The organism is uncultured Novosphingobium sp. (assembly GCF_964277725.1).
Lineage (GTDB): Bacteria > Pseudomonadota > Alphaproteobacteria > Sphingomonadales > Sphingomonadaceae > Novosphingobium > Novosphingobium fluoreni.
Genome location: NZ_CAXYKL010000102.1, coordinates 37949 through 54548, shown reverse-complemented (window position 1 = coordinate 54548; position 16600 = coordinate 37949). Strand labels below are relative to the sequence as shown.

Here is a 16600-nt window from a genome sequence, read left to right as displayed (position 1 = left end):
CCGCGATGTCGATCAAGATGCCGGAACCGGATCAGGCCGTCCTCGCCCGGCGGGATGCCATCGTGGCCGCCTTGCGCGCTATCGTGCCGGGCGAAGGCGTGATCGACAGTGAAACGGAACTCACGCCCTACGAATCCGATGGTCTGACCGCTTATAGGCAACCGCCCATGGTCGTGGTTCTGCCCGAAACGACGCAGCAGGTCGCGGAGATCTTGCGCTATTGCCATCGCGAAGGTGTGAAGGTCGTGCCCCGTGGTTCGGGTACGTCTCTATCGGGTGGTGCGCTGCCGCTGGCCGATGCGGTGCTGCTGGGCATGGGCAAATTCAACCGCGTCATAGAGATCGACTACGACGATCGCCTGGTCGTGGTGCAACCCGGCGTCACCAATCTGGCCATCACGCGTGCAGTGGAGGACGAGGGCTTTTACTACGCGCCCGACCCCTCCAGCCAGATCGCCTGCTCGATCGGAGGCAACGTCGCGGAGAACTCGGGTGGCGTGCATTGCTTGAAATATGGGCTGACCACCAACAACGTCTTGGGCGTGGAATTGGTAACCATTGAGGGCGAAGTCTTGCGCTTTGGCGGCAAGGCGCTTGACGGTGCCGGGATGGACCTGCTGGGCGTGATCGTCGGGTCCGAGGGCCTGTTGGGCGTCGTGACCGAGGTAACCGTGCGCATCCTGCCCAAGCCCGAAACGGCGCGCGCCCTGCTGATCGGCTTCCCTGCGGTAGAGGCGGCCGGACAATGCGTGGCGGATACCATCGCGGCGGGCATCATCCCCGCCGGCATGGAAATGATGGACCGGCTCGCGATCCATGCTGCCGAGGCATTCGTGAAAGTCGGCTATCCGCTGAATGTCGAGGCGCTGCTCATCGTCGAACTGGACGGCCCAGCGGCCGAGTGCGACCATCTGATTGACGAAGTGGCCGCGATCGCACAGCGCAATGGTGCAACCACTCTGCAAATCTCGCGTGACGAGGATGAGCGGCTTGCTTTCTGGGCCGGGCGCAAGGCCGCTTTCCCGGCCGTCGGGCGATTGGCCCCCGATTACTACTGCATGGACGGGACCATCCCGCGCCGTCGTCTTCCTGAAGTGCTGCAGCGCATGGAGGCACTGTCCCAGCAATACGGCCTTGGCGTGGCGAACGTATTTCACGCCGGGGACGGCAACCTGCACCCGTTGATCCTTTACGATGCCAATCAGCCAGGCCAGCTCGACAAGGCCGAGGCGTTCGGCAACGACATCCTGCGCCTTTGTGTCGAAGTGGGCGGGGTGCTGACGGGCGAGCATGGCGTGGGCGTGGAAAAGCGCGATTTGATGCCGGAGATGTTCGACGAGATCGACCTGAAGCAGCAACAACGCGTCAAGTGCGCGTTCGACCCGGCATCGCTGCTGAATCCGGGCAAAGTGTTCCCCACGCTGCATCGCTGCGCCGAGCTGGGACGAACGCACGTTCATCATGGCCAGCTTCCTTTTCCGGACATTCCGCGCTTCTGATGCACCAGCCCCAGACCCCCGAAGACATCGTTGCCATCCTGACCGATGCGGCGGCGCGAAAAGCCACGGTCGAGATCGTCGGCGGCGGAACCCGCCGATTGTTCGGCGCGTCCACGCCTGATGCCGAGCAACTTGCGACGACCGCCCTGTCAGGTATCATCAGTTATGATCCGGCTGAGTTGGTGCTGACGGCTAAGGCCGGCACTCCACTGGCGGAACTGGAAGCAGCGCTTGCCGAATGCGGCCAGGCCTTTCTGTTCGAACCGAATACGGCACCCGGATCGACCATCGGCGGGGTGATCGGTGCTGGCCTGTCAGGCTCACGGCGCGTGTCGGGCGGAGCCGTGCGAGACCACCTGCTAGGTTTCGAGGCCGTATCGGGCCGGGCGGAACGCTTCAAGGCGGGCGGCAAAGTAGTCAAAAACGTGACCGGGTACGACCTGTCAAAGTTGATGTGCGGCGCGTGGGGCCGGCTTGCGGTCTTGACCGAAGTCACGTTGAAGGTGTTGCCCAACCCCACACAGAGCCTGACCTTGGTTTGGACTGCGCTGGACGATGCCGCCGCGTGGGATTTGATGGGCGAGGCGATGCGCCTGCCGGCCGATGTCGCTGCGGCTGCCCACGACCCACAGCGTGGCGTTACGCTTTTGCGCATCGAAGGCTTTGGTCCTTCGGTCGGTGCGCGGGCAATCCTGCTGAAGGGGGCTTTGGCCCGTTTCGGCGTGCCGCAGGAGATCGCAGCCCAAGAAGGGGCCGTGCTTTGGCATCCTTTCGCGAACGCCGCGGCGCTGGGGCAGTCGCCAACGATCTGGCGGCTGAGCGTGCCACGCAAGGAAGGGCTTGGCATTGTGCACGCTTTGGCGCGCGACGGCGGCCAGTGGCTCGCCGATTGGGCGGGCGGCCTTATCCACCATGATACGCAATCGGATCCGGCCATGGTGCGCGCCACCGTCACGGCAGCAGGTGGCCATGCCATGTTGCTGCGGGCGCCGGATGACGTTCGGGCGCATGTTCCCGCCCAGCATCCTCTTCCGCAGGGCGAGGCGGCCTTGGCTGCGCGCATCCGCCGCGCCTTTGACCCTGCAGGCCTGTTCGAGACCGGCCGCTTCTTGGATCAGCCACATGCAGACTAAATTTCAACCTGAACTGCTGGCCGATCCGGCGATGGCCTCCTCCGAGAGCGTGATCCGCAAGTGCGTGCACTGCGGTTTTTGCACCGCCACCTGCCCCACTTATGTCCTGCTCGGTGACGAACTGGATAGTCCCCGCGGCCGCATCTATCTGATGAAGGACATGCTGGAAAACGCCCGCAAGCCGACGTCTGAAGTCGTCAAGCATGTCGATCGTTGCCTGTCGTGCTTGTCCTGCATGACCACGTGCCCGTCGGGCGTGAACTATATGCATCTGGTGGATCATGCGCGATCCTATATCGAGGAGCACCATGATCGCAGCCCGGCTGACCGGATGCTGCGCGCCCTTGTGGCCTTCGTTCTGCCCCATCCCGCTCGTTTCCGTGCCGCGTTGGTCGCCGCCAAGTTGGGTCGACCTCTGGCGCCCTGGATCGCCAAGATCGCAGCACTCAAGCCGATGGCCGCCATGCTGGAACTCGCGCCCAGAAAGCTCCCGGCCGCCGTTCCGCCCCGCAGCGTCATGCCGGTCGCGCCCAAAGGCCGCGTCGTCTTGCTACAGGGCTGCGCCGAGCCGGTCCTGAGCCCGCAGACCCGCGCTGCGACCGTGCGGCTGCTGGAACGCTGCGGCTATGGCGTTTCCTTCGCGGCGGGTGAGCAGTGTTGCGGCGCCCTCGTTCACCATATGGGCAAGGAGCAGGCAGCTCTGGAAGCGGCACGGCGCAACGTCGATGCCTGGACACGAGAGATCGAGAAGGGCCTAGATGCCATCGTCATTACCGCATCGGGTTGCGGCACGACGATCAAGGACTACGGCTTCATGCTGCGCAACGACGCCGCGTATGCAGCGAAGGCCGAACGGGTTTCGGCGATGGCGCGCGACATCAGCGAACTGCTGGCAGATATCGCCATGCCAGCCGTCGTGGAACAGCGCAGCGCGGGCATCACCGTGGCCTACCACTCCGCATGTTCGATGCAGCATGGGCAGAAGATTACGTCCCAACCACAGCGCCTGCTACGAGACGCTGGTTTCGCCGTGAGGACGCCGGCCGAGTCACATCTGTGCTGCGGATCAGCGGGCACATACAACATTTTCCAGCCCGAAATCGCCGACCAGTTGGGCAATCGTAAAGTCGCCCAGATCGAGAAGCTGGGGGCGGATGTGATCGCCACGGGCAACATCGGTTGCGCGGTACAGATCGGCAGTCGCTCCGGCACCCCGGTCATTCATACCATCGAACTGCTGGACTGGGCCACTGGTGGTCCGGTGCCACCCGCGCTTAGCGATCATTCCGTTTTCAAAAGGAGTTAGACCATGGGTGCCATTACCCTCGATCAAGCCAACACGATCATTGCCGCTGCCTTCGCAAAGGGCCAGGAATTGGGCCTGAAGCCACTTTCGGTTGCGGTCCTGTGCCCGGGCGGTCATTTGATCGCGTTCCAGCGGGCTGATGGTGCTTCGACCCTGCGGCCTCAGATCGCTACGGGGAAGGCGTCGGGCGCGTTGGCATTGGGCGTGAACTCGCGCGCGATAGCTGACATGGCGGCGGACCGGCCCACGTTCGTTGCCTCTCTGGGCCCGATCTCGCAGGGCGGGATCATCCCGGCAGCGGGTGGTGTGATCGTCAGGGACTCAGCCGGAGCGATCGTGGGTGCGGTCGGGATCACGGGTGACACGTCCGACAACGACGAGACATGCGCATTGGCCGGCATCGCCGCTGCGGGGCTAGCTGCTTAAAACTGACCCTCGACCGGGCCAGTCCTGCGACTGGCCATCACATATTGAATGGTCGGCAGAGATGCCGGCCATTTTTCGTTTCTCGATCACGAACACCTTGCTGTCACTCGCAAACTAGAGTTCTAATACAGTCGTATTAAGCGAACGCGATATCACGCCTTCCGCGATCGTGCTTGAAAGGTGATCTGCCTGACCTCCGCTGAACGCTCCCGGATCACGCACGCGCCAGGGCCGGAAAGCGGCCTGAAAGCGCAAGGAAGCGAAACGCGACTGGCGTTGATCCGCGCCGCCGAAATCCTCTTTGCCGATCATGGGATAGACGGGGTTGGCGTGCGCCAGATCGCACGCGCGGCGGGCAGTGCGAACAGCAATGTCGTCGCCTACCATTTTGGCGGGAAGGAAGAACTTGCCGCCGCAGTCATACTCCATCGCCTTCCCCCGATCGAAGCGCGTCGCGCCGAGTTGCTGAAGGCAAGCGAAGGCTGGCCGCTGTCGATCGTGGGCCTTCTCGACATTCTCTATCGTCCGCTGGTGGAGCAGACGGATGAGCAAGGGATGCGCAGCTATGCGCGGTTCCTGGCAGGTATCGGGCGATCTGGCGGGATGGCCGTGCGCTCGGCATTGAGCGTATATTTCCCCGTGACGCAGCAATTGATCGATGCCCTGCGAAGCGCGATGCCAGACGCGACGCGTCCCAGTTTCGATGCTCGCCTGCAAGTTGCCGCCGCGATGATCCACATGACGATCGCGATGATGGACGATGGCAGCGAAGGGCGTGTTCGGGTCCCCGATTTCAACGACCTGATGAGCATGGCCGCCGCTGCTCTGGCCGCACCTATGACTGATGACAACAAAAGGTGCACTGCCAGCGGCGGATGCGCGACCGAGGAGGCGACGCCATGACAAGATACCGCGCAATGCTGATGACCAGTCTGATAGCCTTGATGGCACCGGGAAATCTCGTCTACGCCCAGACGGCAAGGTCGGATGCCGGGCGGTTGACCTTACCGATACCGCTTCCTGCGCGCGAGACGATAGGCGATCCGGACGCGGCAAAGACCTCTCCGGTCTATCCCAGGCTACCCACCGCCCCCGCAGGCGCGCCGAACATCATCGTCATATTGACCGACGACGCCGGCTTTGGTGCCGCATCAACTTTCGGTGGGCCGATCCCGACGCCCAATCTTGATCGACTGGCAGCGCGGGGCCTGCTTTACAACCGCTTCCACACCACTGCCATGTGTTCACCGACGCGTGCGGCGCTGCTGACGGGGCGCAATCACCATGTAGTAGGAACCGGTGCACTCACCGATTTTGCCAGCGGCTATGATGGCTACACTGGCATCATCCCCCGCGACAGCGCGACGATTGCGCAAGTGCTGAAAGACAACGGCTACAGCACGGCCTTTGTCGGCAAGCATCACAACGTCCCCATCGGACAAAACTCGCCCGCCGGCCCATTCGATCAGTGGCCCTTGGGGCTGGGCTTTGACCATTTCTTCGGGTTCGTCGGCGCGGCGACTGACCAATGGCGCCCCAACCTATATCGTGACAATTCCCCGGTCCCCGACGCGCCGATCGGTGACGTTCTCGACAAGAGATTGGCGGACGACGCGGTCAATTGGATCCATGCCCAAAAGGCAGCGGCGCCGGACAAGCCGTTCTTCCTCTATTTTGCCCCTGGATCGGTCCACACGCCCCTTCAGGCTCCGGCGGACTGGATCGCGCGGTTCAAGGGCAAATTCTCCGCAGGCTATGAGGCAGTGCGAGCAAAAACGCTGGCTCGCCAGAAACGCCTGGGCCTGGTACCCGCCAACGCAAGGCTGGCGCAATGGCCCGAAGATGTGCCGCGCTGGGGCGCCTTGAACGCAGATCAGCGGCGGATCCAACAGGCCTACATCGAGACGTTCGCCGCGATGCTCGCTTATCAAGATGCGCAATTTGGTTACATGCTCGACGAGCTCGATCGCATGGGATTAACCGATAACACGCTGATTGCCTTCATCGAAGGGGACAACGGAGCGGATTCCGCCGGCTCACCGGAAGGCAAACTCAGCGAGTCCGGTGAGATCGCCAATCGTCATACGACTGATGCCGAAAAGCTCGCAGCGCTCCCGACATTCGGTGGTCCGGACGCCGCCATCCTCTACAGTACCGGATGGGCGCTGGCGATGAATGCCCCTTTTCCCCAGTACAAACAGGTTGCATCCCATCTTGGCGGAGTGCGCAACGGGCTTATTCTCTCATGGCCTGCGGGAATAAAGGCGCGGGGCATGCGGGATCAATACGCGCACGTCATCGACGTGGCGCCCACAATCCTGGCCGCCGCCAAAGTGCCGGAACCTGAAACAGTGGCCGGGGTGTCTCAGCGCCCGATGGACGGCATTGCCTTGCAATACAGTTTCGCTACCCCCGACGCCCCTTCGCGTCGTGTTACCCAGTACTACGAAATGCTGGGCAATAGGGCGATCTATCACGACGGCTGGCTGGCGGCGACGACACCTCGTAAAAAACCCTGGGATATGGTGACCGGCGCTGACGCGGCCGACAATCTGGCGCTCAGCTATTCGTGGGAGCTTTATGACCTGACCAGGGATTTCACGCAAAGCCGCGATCTGGCCAAGCGTTACCCTGTCAGGCTGGCTGAAATGAAAACCCTGTTCGACCAGGAGGCTAAGCGTAACGGCGTCTATCCGCTAGATGATCGTACTGCGTTCAATCGAATGAGTGCCTTCAGCAGCGCGATGGTCAAGAAGCAGGATCGCTACGTCTATTTCGGGAAGGGCATGACGCTGAGCCATGACGTATGGCCGTCCATCTTCAATAGAGGGTTCACCATCGACGCCGACATCCGCATCGACCCCGCCCAAGGTGCCGGCGTCATCGCCGCGGTGGGCAGTGCCATGGGTGGATGGAGCTTCTTCTTGAAAGACGGCATCCCGCATGTCGCGCACGCCTATGCCCCCGTGGCTGCCGATCAAACTGATGTGGCCGGCTCGCAACCCGTTCCGGTGGGGAAGACCACGCATCTGCGTTTCGCTTTCGACTATGCCGGCGGTGGCGCGGGCAAAGGCGGAGACATCATCATCTTCATCAACGGAAAGGAAGTGGGGCGAGGCCATCTTGACCGGTCGATCCGGGGCCATGCCAACACGAACGAAACCTTCGACATCGGGTTGGATAGCAGCGTGCCGGTCAGCCCGTTGACTACTGGCAATGGCGCATTCGCCGGGAACATCGAAAAAGTGGAAGTCACCTTGGGGAAGATGTCCGAACCAGGCTTTCCGCGAAAGTAGCTTGAAGGCGCTGTCATAATCAGTAGCAGGGGTGGCACGGATCGTCGCTTACCCGCGATCCTAGGATGCAAACTTTGTGGGTGAGGCGCAAGGGGCTGGTCAAACCAGAACCTGCACCTCACCGATACGTGTTAATCCTGCGTGGTCACGATACCTTCGCGGCGTGAGGCCCTTTGCCCAAAGTGAAGGCCAGTACGGTCGAGACCGCGCAGGCAAATGCCAGATAGAGGAAAAGCGGCGCATAGCTTGTCGCCGCGTCTCGGGCGTACCCTGCAACAGACGGGGCGATCCCGTAACCCAGCGCGAAAATGCCCATCAGCATGCCGAAGATCGCCGCATATGCGCGCAACCCGAAATAGCGCCCTGCTATGTAGGCCAGCGTCCCGGTGGTCCCCCCCGAGCCCAGACCAAGCAAAATGCCGACAGCTATTCCTATCGCTGCGTTGCCGGCCACCACGCGGGCCATGAAGCAGCAAACCAGGAGGAAAAGGATCGATGCGGCAAACACGTGCGAACTCTGCAGGCGATCCAGCAGGATGCCGGTGACAAGCCGCCCGACGATCAACGACAGCCCCATGGCCGATGCGATGCCGGCCGCCGTCGCCCCGCTTAACCCCTCTTCCTTGAGGATGGGGAAAAGGTGCACCATCAAGGTTCCCTCGACAAACGCTACCAGGAGCGCGAGCAACGCGAGTTGCCAGAAATGGCGTGTGCCCAGCGCTTGCGCCAAGGACAGGCCGGTCGCCGGCGGTTCATCCGCGCGACCCAAGTTATTTGCCGCAATTGCCTCGACCGGCCTTGTGTCGGCCAAATCCTCGCGCGCGCGAAACAGGAACACGAGGACCGGCAACAGCACGATCAGGAAAATCGCGGCGATGGCGATGTAGACCCCCCGCCATCCGTAACGCGCCTCCATCATGACGGCGAGAGGGGCAAAGAGCAGATGGGCAAGGCCGCCACCGCTCAGTGTCACGGCGAGGGCCAATCCTCGCGCACGCTCGAACAATCCGCTGACTGCCACCGACCAGACCATCGGACCGATCGCGACGTTGACGACGGCAAACGCTGTCCAGGCGGCATACCACGTCCAGGGTGAGCCACCTGTCAGGCTGATCAGCAGCAAGCCAGGGATCGCACCGATCGTACCACCAATGGCTACCTTTCTCGCGCCCAATCTGGAAGTGAGTGCGCCACCGACCGGAGCGAGCAGCAGCGCCATGGCCGAGCAAAGGAAGACATTGACGGCCACCACGGCGCGTGGCCACCCGAACTCCTGCTGCAACGGCTCCATCACAACTCCGGTGACGCTGGCGACACCCGCCATCGCGGTCATCCCCAACGTACCACTGACGACCGTGCGCCAGCCCCGGCTCCATTCCGACCCTCCCCCCATCAACTGTCCTCTCCGGTTCTTTTTCTAATTTAAAGTTTGCGCGCCGCGTATCAGACGCCCTGGAAGAGCACCGGTCGCAGTTCCGTCTCGAAACGTTACCTGCCCGCACTTCATGGTCATGCGGTAACCGGTCGGGCGCTGCAACAGTCGTGCACCCCCGGCGGGCAAATCCCGCGCGATCTCTGGCGGAGGCAGGACAAGCGCATCCAGGTCGATCAGATTGAGATCGGCAAGATAGCCCTGCGCGATCACGCCGCGATCCTCCCAACCCACATAGCGAGCGTTGCGTTGGCTATAGCCATGGACCATCGCCTCGACGGTGAAGGCATGGCCATGCCGATTGCCGTGCCGCCAGAATCCGATAGCCGTGGTGGGAAAACTGGCATCGCATATCGTGCCGCAATGCGCGCCGCCGTCAGACAGGCCGAATAGCGCACGATCTGATGCCATCATCGCGTGGACGGCGTCGAGCGAGTGATCGGCGAAATTGATCACAGGGAAATAGAGCAGGCGATAGCCGCCCTCTTCCAGCAACACGTCGTATGTGTGTTCGGCAGGATCCCTGCCCAGTCGCTTCGCTTCCGCACCGACCGAATGCTCCGGCTGGGGCTCGTAGTCGACAGGCGTGCGCATGCGAAACATCTTTGAGAGAGCGGTTTGTGTCTGGGCCGTCATCGCGTCCTTGGCCATCGTGCGATGCTCGGCGATGATGGCCGTACGCACGTCCGGCGTGGCAAGGGCTGCCACTCGGTTCTCGACCGACAGCCCCAGGAGTGCGCGGTAGGTTGGGGTCCACGCGAACGGATTGAGCGTGGTCGCGAAACCCAGGTTCACGCCTACGGGCCGCGCCGCCACCTGCGTGCGGATGTCCAGACCCTCGCTAGCCCACCCTTCCGCTCGCCTTTGCAATTCCCTCCAGTGATCGGGCAACGCGTCGGTCTGCATCAGGGCGAACGAAACCGGCCGGCCGGTCGTGCGTCCGATCCGCTCGATCAAGCCCATCTCGGCGTCTACAAAGTCTGCATCGCCTTTCATGTAGGCATCGGTGATCAGTTGGAACACGCCAGTTCCCGCCGTCTTCAGCGCGCGGGCCAGCGCCATGATCTCGTCGTTTTCCGCCGTCAGCGTGCCGATCAGTTCCCCCGTGATGGCCCGATGCGCAACGCTGCGGGAAGTGGTGATGCCAAGCGCGCCGGCCTGCACCGCCTCTAGCGCCAGCGCCTCCATCCGCTCTCTTTCTGCGTCGGTGGGAATGGCGTCGTGATCGATGCCGCGATCGCCCATCACATAGACGCGCAGCGCCGCATGAGGCACCTGGGTTCCGATATCGATGGTGAAGCGTCGTCGATCGATGGCGTCCATGTATTGGGGGAAGCTTTCCCACTCCCAGGTCAGGCCTTCGTGCAAGGCCGTGCCGGGGATATCTTCGACGCCCTCAAGCAGTTCGATCAGCCGGCCGTGATGTTCCGGCCGAACAGGTGCGAAGCCGACACCGCAATTGCCCATGACGATGGAGGTGACGCCGTTCAGCGACGATGGCGCCAGTTCGCTATCCCACGATACCTGTCCATCGTAATGGGTGTGAATATCGACAAACCCCGGCGTCAAAGTCAGGCCGGCCGCGTCGATCTCTTCGAGCCCTGATCCCGCCACGGTGCCCACCGCCGTGATCCTGTCGCCGGTGATGGCGACGTCTCCGACGCGGGAGGGCGCGCCCGTACCATCGATGATGGTGGCGTTGCGAATTACCGTGTCGAACATGTCATGCTCCTGCGGCGTTGACGGAGCCGCACCGTTCAAAACCGCATGGGGTTTTCAAAGCAGATGGCCGCCACCTTGTCTCGGTGATCCAGCAGATCGGCCGTGACGGCGCTGGACACGGCGGCAGACTGGACGAGCGCTGCCTCTCGATAGAAGTCAGGCATCGGGCAACGATCGTGGGGGATCGGTACGAACATGTTGGAAAACGCAGTCCAATAGATGTCGGCCGCCGTCATCCTTTCCCCCACCAGCCAGTCGGCCCCTTTGGCACGGTTCGCCGCCAGCGCCGCGTCGAGATGCGCCAGGATCGCCAGAATCCGTTGCTCGGCAGCCGCCAAATCGCCGTTGGGGGAATAACGAAAGCGCATTCGTGCGATCGGTACGTTGGGTCGGTCCAGAGCCGTCGGATCCTTCTCCGCCGCCTTGCGCCTGGCAGTGATTTCGGATCGTTCCAGCAATTGGAGGCGCCGGTTCCATCCCAGGCCATCTTCGCCGCATATCTCGTGACACAAACCCAGCACTTGCACTCGCAACGCTTCGTCTTGCGGTATCAGGCGCGGTTCTGGCGCAAGCCTCTCTGCGAGCATCAAAATCTCGCTCCAATGCGCGCGGGGCCGTTCGTCGTCCAGCATCGCCACGGGCGCGTTGGCTATGCCGGTCCACGCGACCAGTTCCTCGTTCGGCATGCCGCCCTTGTGTGGGACGGGGACGAAGGGGATGCCCTTTATATAGAACAGGGCCTTTGCCGCCTCGCTCCACGGGCCAGGGACGCCTGCATTGAGGACTAGACGCAGCCCCAGAAGATCCCGGGCCTGCGTTGCGGGTACATAAGATAAACCACTGCTCATAATTTCAGCGACATGCCTCCGTCGATGACCAACCGGTGCCCGGTCACATAGGCCGCACCGGGAGAAGCGAGGAAGAGTGCCGCAGCGGCGATCTCCTCCGGCTTGCCCCAACGCTCCAGCAGGGTACGCGATTGCACCGCAGAATTCGCCTGCGGGTTGGCAGCGAGCGCGGCGTTGTATTCCGTGGCGAAAGAGCCTGGAGCGATCTCGTTCACGGTGACACCCATTGGCCCGTACTCGGCGGCCAAAGCGCGGACCAGGCCGGTTAGCCCCGCCTTTGCCGCCAGATAAGCCGGATCCCCCGCCGTCGCCATCGACGAAACCATCGAACCGATAACGATTATCCGCCCACCACGCCCTGCACTCGCCATGGCCTGCGCTGCCCGGTGGCATATGTCCCCCGACGCGACGAGATTGGTGGCCAGCAGATCCGTGAAAGATCCCCGATCGAAGCCTGCAAACCCCGTACGGTTACGCACCCCGGCATTGGCGACCAGAATATCCAGCCGCCCATATGTCGATGCTATGGATTGCAACGCCGCCGCCGTACCTGGGGCATCGTCCAAATCGAAGACGATCGGCGCGGCAATACCTCCGTCCTGCGTAATCTGCTCCACCGCCGCCTCCAGCCGCGTGGGATCGCGACCGCCCAGAAGCACCGTCGCCCCGGCTGCCGCTAGCGCACGCGCCATCTCCAAGCCCAACCCGCGCGCCGCGCCGGTCACCAGGGCCACCTGCCCTTCCAGCGAGAATAGCGCGCTCAAAAACGCGGCGTGACCGCCGCCCCTACCGAACATCGCTCAGTGCTTCTTGCCGGAGCGGAACAAGCGATAAGTATTGACGGACTGGTTCACTGTGCCAGCGCACCGCGGATATAGCCGTCAATCGTTCCGGCACAGCCGATCTTGTCCTCTTCGCCCAATGCGGCGAAGCGCGTGATATCAGGCAGCATCACGGCGCCCTTGCGTCCGCATCCGCAGGTCTGGCGAAAATCCATCGTCACCCTGTCACCCGTGATCAAGCCGCCCCAGCGGCCGTCGAAGCCCATGTCCAGGAAGGCGAAGCGGCCGGTTTGGACCCCCTCGCGCGGAAGCAGGCTCTCCCCAGTCTCATCCAGCAGCATCGGGATCGTCCACGGATTGACGTGATAGTTTCCAGCTTCACACATCGGATAATGCCAGGACATCTCTGACATACCGTACCCCTGGTTGGTTCGCACCGGGCCCAGGAAGGCGAGGATCTGTTCGCGATAGTCCGGCGGGATCGGGGCGTTCTTCGTTCCGCCGCCGCAGACCAATATGGTGTCGGGGTGAAATTCTCCATCCTGCACGCCGCGTTCACGCGCGCGCAGCATCACGTTCCACATCTGGAGCCACGGACCGCCGATGATCATCGGTTCATGCCGCAGATCGATCAGCATATCGATCATCTCGGCCGCCCGCGCCGTCGTGCGCTCCGCCTTTTCCTTCATCTCATCTTCGAAATCCAGAATCTCGTCGGGAGTGGCGCTACCTTCGGCAATGCGGGTTCGCATCTGCGCCATGCGCACGACGCTGCCGACCTCCAAAGGGTTATCGGAAAGCGCGTAAATGGAATCGGGCCGCGCGAACCAGTATTCCTGCGCCGCGCTGGCAATCATCATCAGGTAGGGGCCACCGTTCGGCATGAACTTGAACACACGATGCGCGTGCGTCGGCGTTGCGGGATCAGGCCATGCCATGGTCTTGCCCACCAATGCGCGATAGCGATCGTTGTCGCTGGGCGTGCGGTTTAGCAGCGATACCTTCCCGGTCGTGCCGTTTGTGACGACAGCACAATGGCCCGCCGCCCACAAAGCCGCGATGAAGCTATCGAAGTCATGAACGCCGGTAAGGTCCACGTCGTCGACCGGCGTCGTCACCAATGTCCCGAACCAGCGCAGCAGCCGGTCCCAACGGCCATCGGTGACGAAAGACATCGGATAGCTTTTGTACGTCGTATGAGAGAAAAAGAGCGGCACGATGTCTTCGATCGTCCGAATTTCCTCGATATCGGCATCACGCGCACGGCGATCTGGCTTCTTCGCACGGAGAAGATTTCCTGCGCGGCGCGCAGTTGCAATGGCTCCAGTTCCTCCGAGGGCATCGTGAACGCATCGATCAATCCAATGCTCTCGACACCGTTCAGCAGATAATCGCGGGTCGGCATAAGTGAAGCTGCGCCGGTGTTCGTCTCTTCGGCAAGCGTCGCCATGCTGCATCTCTCCATCGTTGTTTTTATTTGGCCATCGTCTTTCGCGATTGGTCCTTTAAAGATCATGTCCGGCATGCCCCCGCACTTACCAAATGGGGACTTCTCTCTCACGGGCTGGTCAGTCCGCGCCGACACTTCCGAAAATCGCCACGCTGCTCAGCACGCGCCGCACCAGTTCGGCTTGGCGAGATACGCCCAGCTTGGAAAAGGCGAGCTTGGAATAGGTGCGTGCACTGTTTTCGGTGATGTGCATTCGTGCAGCCGCTTCGCGCAAGGTCAGCCCCGTGCAAAGCAACGAAGCCAATCGCGCCTCGGCCCGGGAAAGGCCGAACAGCTCTGCGATCAATCGCTCAGGCACGGGGGCGGAACGCGAGACCTCGTGCAGGTAGATGGCGCGTTCGGGGCGGGAGCCAGGGCCCAGCTCGTCCCGCCCATCGGCCACCGGCACCATCATCAAGCCGATCGTGACTTCTCCCGATCCGGCGACTTGCGCGGCTTGCGGCGAGGACCGACTGGCGTCCAGCCGAACGGCCAGGTCGGGCCTGGTCATCACCAGCCGTCCACCATGAATACCCATCTCCACGCATTGCGCGATCAGGTCCGCCGCGATCGCGTTGCTGAAAAGGACGCGCCCTTCCGCATCGATCGCCACCACGCCAACCTCCAGCCTCCCCAATGCGTCCGCCGTTAGCCGCCCGGACAGTTCCGCCACCCGCATGCGGTGGTAGCCACCCACGGCACGCGCGAGCGGTCCGGCGACCGCTTCGACCCATTGCGACTGCTCGGGCGTCAAGGAGCGCTCCGCCGGCATGACCCAAATCAGATAAGCGACGGAGTGACCACGATCCGACAATGCCAACCCATAGGTTTCGCCGCCGCCCAGTGGCTGCTGCAGCTCCGCGCGCAGCCGCTCCAATTCAATCGACCCCGTCCCGATAAACTCATTCAGTGGATAGATGACGCCCGGCTCCATCCGATCATAGGGAAAGGTCTCTACGTCTCGGTAATGTTCGAAGAACCCGTCCCACATCCGGCGGCCATTGCCTCGAAAGGATTGGACGCCCACCGACGGCAATCCCTCACGAACCGTGCGAAAGGCCAGGGCGACGATTACCGCGTCCAGCCCCTCGCACAACATGTCGACAGCATCCTGCCAAGGCGCATCCGCTAACGCCCCAGCATAGATGCGTTCGATCGTTCGGGCATCCAACTCAATCGGCACAACCTTCACTGGCGCTCGGGCTGGCCGATCTGCTTGCGTGATTTCAGCGCCAAGATGGGGCCGGGAAAGTCTTCAGGCCGATCAAGTATGGCGCGGATATGCATGCCCACTTCATCGGCCCTGATCTCGCGAGGATTGGCTCCGTCCTCGTCAGCCGGATCTACGATGTGCGAGAACAGCATAAGCTCCACCACGGAGATATCCTGCTCCTGAACCTCCATCGCAAAAAAGCGGAACATGTTGCGTTGCGCCGCCTGACACAGCGAAACAGGCCCGACGCCCGGGAACGTGAAGTCGGCCATGCCGCCGCCTATCCCGATATAATGACCGCCCGGTGCAAGAAGCGGGCTCAACCATCGTGCGGCGCAATGATGGGTGATGAGATTGCCCTGGATCGTCTCCATCAGCTTCTCTGCATCGCAATCCAATAGCCGCGTGGTGAAAAGGGGGCCGTTGATCGCGGTGATGACCGCATCGACTTGCGGGGCCACGCCGTTTACCTGTGCCGCCAGCTGCTCTGCGGGCGCGTCTCCATCTACGGTTCCTGCCACGATCTTGATGCCCGGTACCTCACTCTCGAGGGCATTCAGTTTTGCCATGTCACGAGCAATCGCCACGACCTTCCAGCCACTCCCCGCCAGTACCCGCGTGATGCCGCGGCCCACGGTTCCTGTGGCACCGATTATCACGGCCGTTTTGCTATCGCTCATAAACCCCAAACTCCTCTTCTTGACCTAGGGTTAGCATGACGGCCCAGACAAGGCAGAGAGGCGACTGCATCAAATAGGTGATCGTTGGGCAAGGCCATGCAAGGTCGGTGCTGGGCCATTGTCCGGAGCACCTTGTAAGACCAAGCTTTGCTTCATGACCGAACAGACGAGCGCCCCCGACCCATTCCTGACGGTGCCTGATCGAGCACGCGTCTTGGAAGAGATGCCCGATCGCGAGGCGATCCGCGATTGTCTCTACCGCTATTGCCGGGGCATCGACCGATGCGATGCCGATCTGCTACGCAGTGTGTACTGGCCAGATGCGCTTGACAGTCATGCCGTGCCCCACAAGCCACCGCTCAACGCCTATTATTTCGTCGAGCGGGTAATTCCGATCCTCAAAACGATGCGCGTCACCCAGCACCAAATCACTAACGTCCTGATCCGGATCGATGGTTCGCAGGCAAAGTGCGAAAGTTACTTTTGGGCAGTGCATCAAGAGGAGCGCCAGGGCGAGCAACAGGACGTTCATGCCGCCGGCCGCTACCTCGATCGCTTTCAATTGCGCGAAGGGCAATGGCGGATCGCGCATAGGCATGTTTTGATCGACTGGTTTCGCGTGGGTGACAAGGCATCCGATTGGGAGACAGGAATGTTCGGCAAGCCATCGGAAATGGGTGATCGTTTCGGCCGTGACCGCTCCAACACCTTCTTCAGCCCTCTCGACTAGGCGATTTTTGCTTGTGGCATGCCTGCCTTATCATCCAAGATACT

At 62.1% G+C, this 16600-nt stretch carries 15 protein-coding genes; 7 read left to right on the top strand and 8 right to left on the bottom strand.

The genetic code is table 11. From position 1 onward, the window contains the following. Positions 1-5 precede the first annotated feature (5 nt). From ACHWRX_RS06165 to ACHWRX_RS06140, 6 genes are all read left to right on the top strand, one after another. Positions 6-1499 carry an FAD-linked oxidase C-terminal domain-containing protein gene (locus ACHWRX_RS06165; protein WP_394658512.1) on the top strand — a complete coding sequence of 498 codons (1494 nt, stop codon included), beginning with the start codon at positions 6-8 and terminating at the stop codon, positions 1497-1499. Next, positions 1499-2632, top strand: a complete 1134-nt coding sequence (locus tag ACHWRX_RS06160; RefSeq protein WP_394658511.1) for an FAD-binding protein — start codon at positions 1499-1501, stop codon at positions 2630-2632. Before ACHWRX_RS06165 ends, ACHWRX_RS06160 begins: the two co-directional genes overlap by 1 nt. After that, positions 2622-3938 carry a glycolate oxidase subunit GlcF gene (gene glcF / locus ACHWRX_RS06155; protein ID WP_394658510.1) on the top strand — a complete coding sequence of 439 codons (1317 nt, stop codon included), beginning with the start codon at positions 2622-2624 and terminating at the stop codon, positions 3936-3938. Before ACHWRX_RS06160 ends, glcF begins: the two co-directional genes overlap by 11 nt. Before the next feature lie 3 nt (positions 3939-3941). Continuing rightward, positions 3942-4364: a heme-binding protein gene (locus ACHWRX_RS06150; protein WP_394658509.1), complete on the top strand. Its 423-nt coding sequence runs from the start codon at positions 3942-3944 to the stop codon at positions 4362-4364. Positions 4365-4640: 276 nt separating this feature from the next. Beyond that, entirely contained in the window at positions 4641-5267 is a 627-nt protein-coding gene (locus tag ACHWRX_RS06145; protein ID WP_394658508.1) for a TetR/AcrR family transcriptional regulator, read from the top strand. Positions 5268-5281: 14 nt separating this feature from the next. After that, a complete protein-coding gene (locus tag ACHWRX_RS06140; protein WP_394658507.1) occupies positions 5282-7660 on the top strand; it encodes a sulfatase-like hydrolase/transferase in 2379 nt (792 codons plus the stop codon). Positions 7661-7805: 145 nt separating this feature from the next. On the opposite strand, the gene ACHWRX_RS06135 is transcribed toward ACHWRX_RS06140, so the two are convergent. The 8 genes from ACHWRX_RS06135 to ACHWRX_RS06100 are packed head-to-tail and all read right to left on the bottom strand — an operon-like array spanning position 7806 to position 15826. Then, complete coding sequence (locus ACHWRX_RS06135) at positions 7806-9053, bottom strand: MFS transporter (protein WP_394658506.1); 1248 nt, start codon at positions 9051-9053, stop codon at positions 7806-7808. A gap of 24 nt (positions 9054-9077) precedes the next feature. Next, positions 9078-10814 (bottom strand): amidohydrolase family protein, encoded by a 1737-nt coding sequence (locus ACHWRX_RS06130; RefSeq protein ID WP_394658505.1) that lies wholly within the window; start codon positions 10812-10814, stop codon positions 9078-9080. A gap of 35 nt (positions 10815-10849) precedes the next feature. Continuing rightward, on the bottom strand, positions 10850-11662 hold the full coding sequence (locus ACHWRX_RS06125; protein ID WP_394658504.1) for a hypothetical protein: 813 nt from the start codon (positions 11660-11662) through the stop codon (positions 10850-10852). Beyond that, positions 11659-12459, bottom strand: a complete 801-nt coding sequence (locus ACHWRX_RS06120) for an SDR family oxidoreductase (RefSeq protein ID WP_394658503.1) — start codon at positions 12457-12459, stop codon at positions 11659-11661. Before ACHWRX_RS06120 ends, ACHWRX_RS06125 begins: the two co-directional genes overlap by 4 nt. A gap of 53 nt (positions 12460-12512) precedes the next feature. Continuing rightward, on the bottom strand, positions 12513-13619 hold the full coding sequence (locus tag ACHWRX_RS06115; protein ID WP_394658502.1) for a hypothetical protein: 1107 nt from the start codon (positions 13617-13619) through the stop codon (positions 12513-12515). Beyond that, positions 13559-13969 (bottom strand): hypothetical protein, encoded by a 411-nt coding sequence (locus tag ACHWRX_RS06110; RefSeq protein ID WP_394658501.1) that lies wholly within the window; start codon positions 13967-13969, stop codon positions 13559-13561. The genes ACHWRX_RS06115 and ACHWRX_RS06110 overlap by 61 nt, the downstream gene beginning before the upstream one ends. Before the next feature lie 43 nt (positions 13970-14012). Next, complete coding sequence (locus tag ACHWRX_RS06105) at positions 14013-15116, bottom strand: helix-turn-helix transcriptional regulator (protein WP_394658500.1); 1104 nt, start codon at positions 15114-15116, stop codon at positions 14013-14015. A 5-nt stretch (positions 15117-15121) separates the two neighbouring features. Further along, a complete protein-coding gene (locus ACHWRX_RS06100; RefSeq protein ID WP_394658499.1) occupies positions 15122-15826 on the bottom strand; it encodes an SDR family oxidoreductase in 705 nt (234 codons plus the stop codon). A gap of 154 nt (positions 15827-15980) precedes the next feature. Between ACHWRX_RS06100 and ACHWRX_RS06095 the strand changes: the two genes are divergently transcribed. After that, complete coding sequence (locus tag ACHWRX_RS06095; RefSeq protein ID WP_394658498.1) at positions 15981-16556, top strand: nuclear transport factor 2 family protein; 576 nt, start codon at positions 15981-15983, stop codon at positions 16554-16556. The last annotated feature ends 44 nt before the right edge of the window (positions 16557-16600 follow it).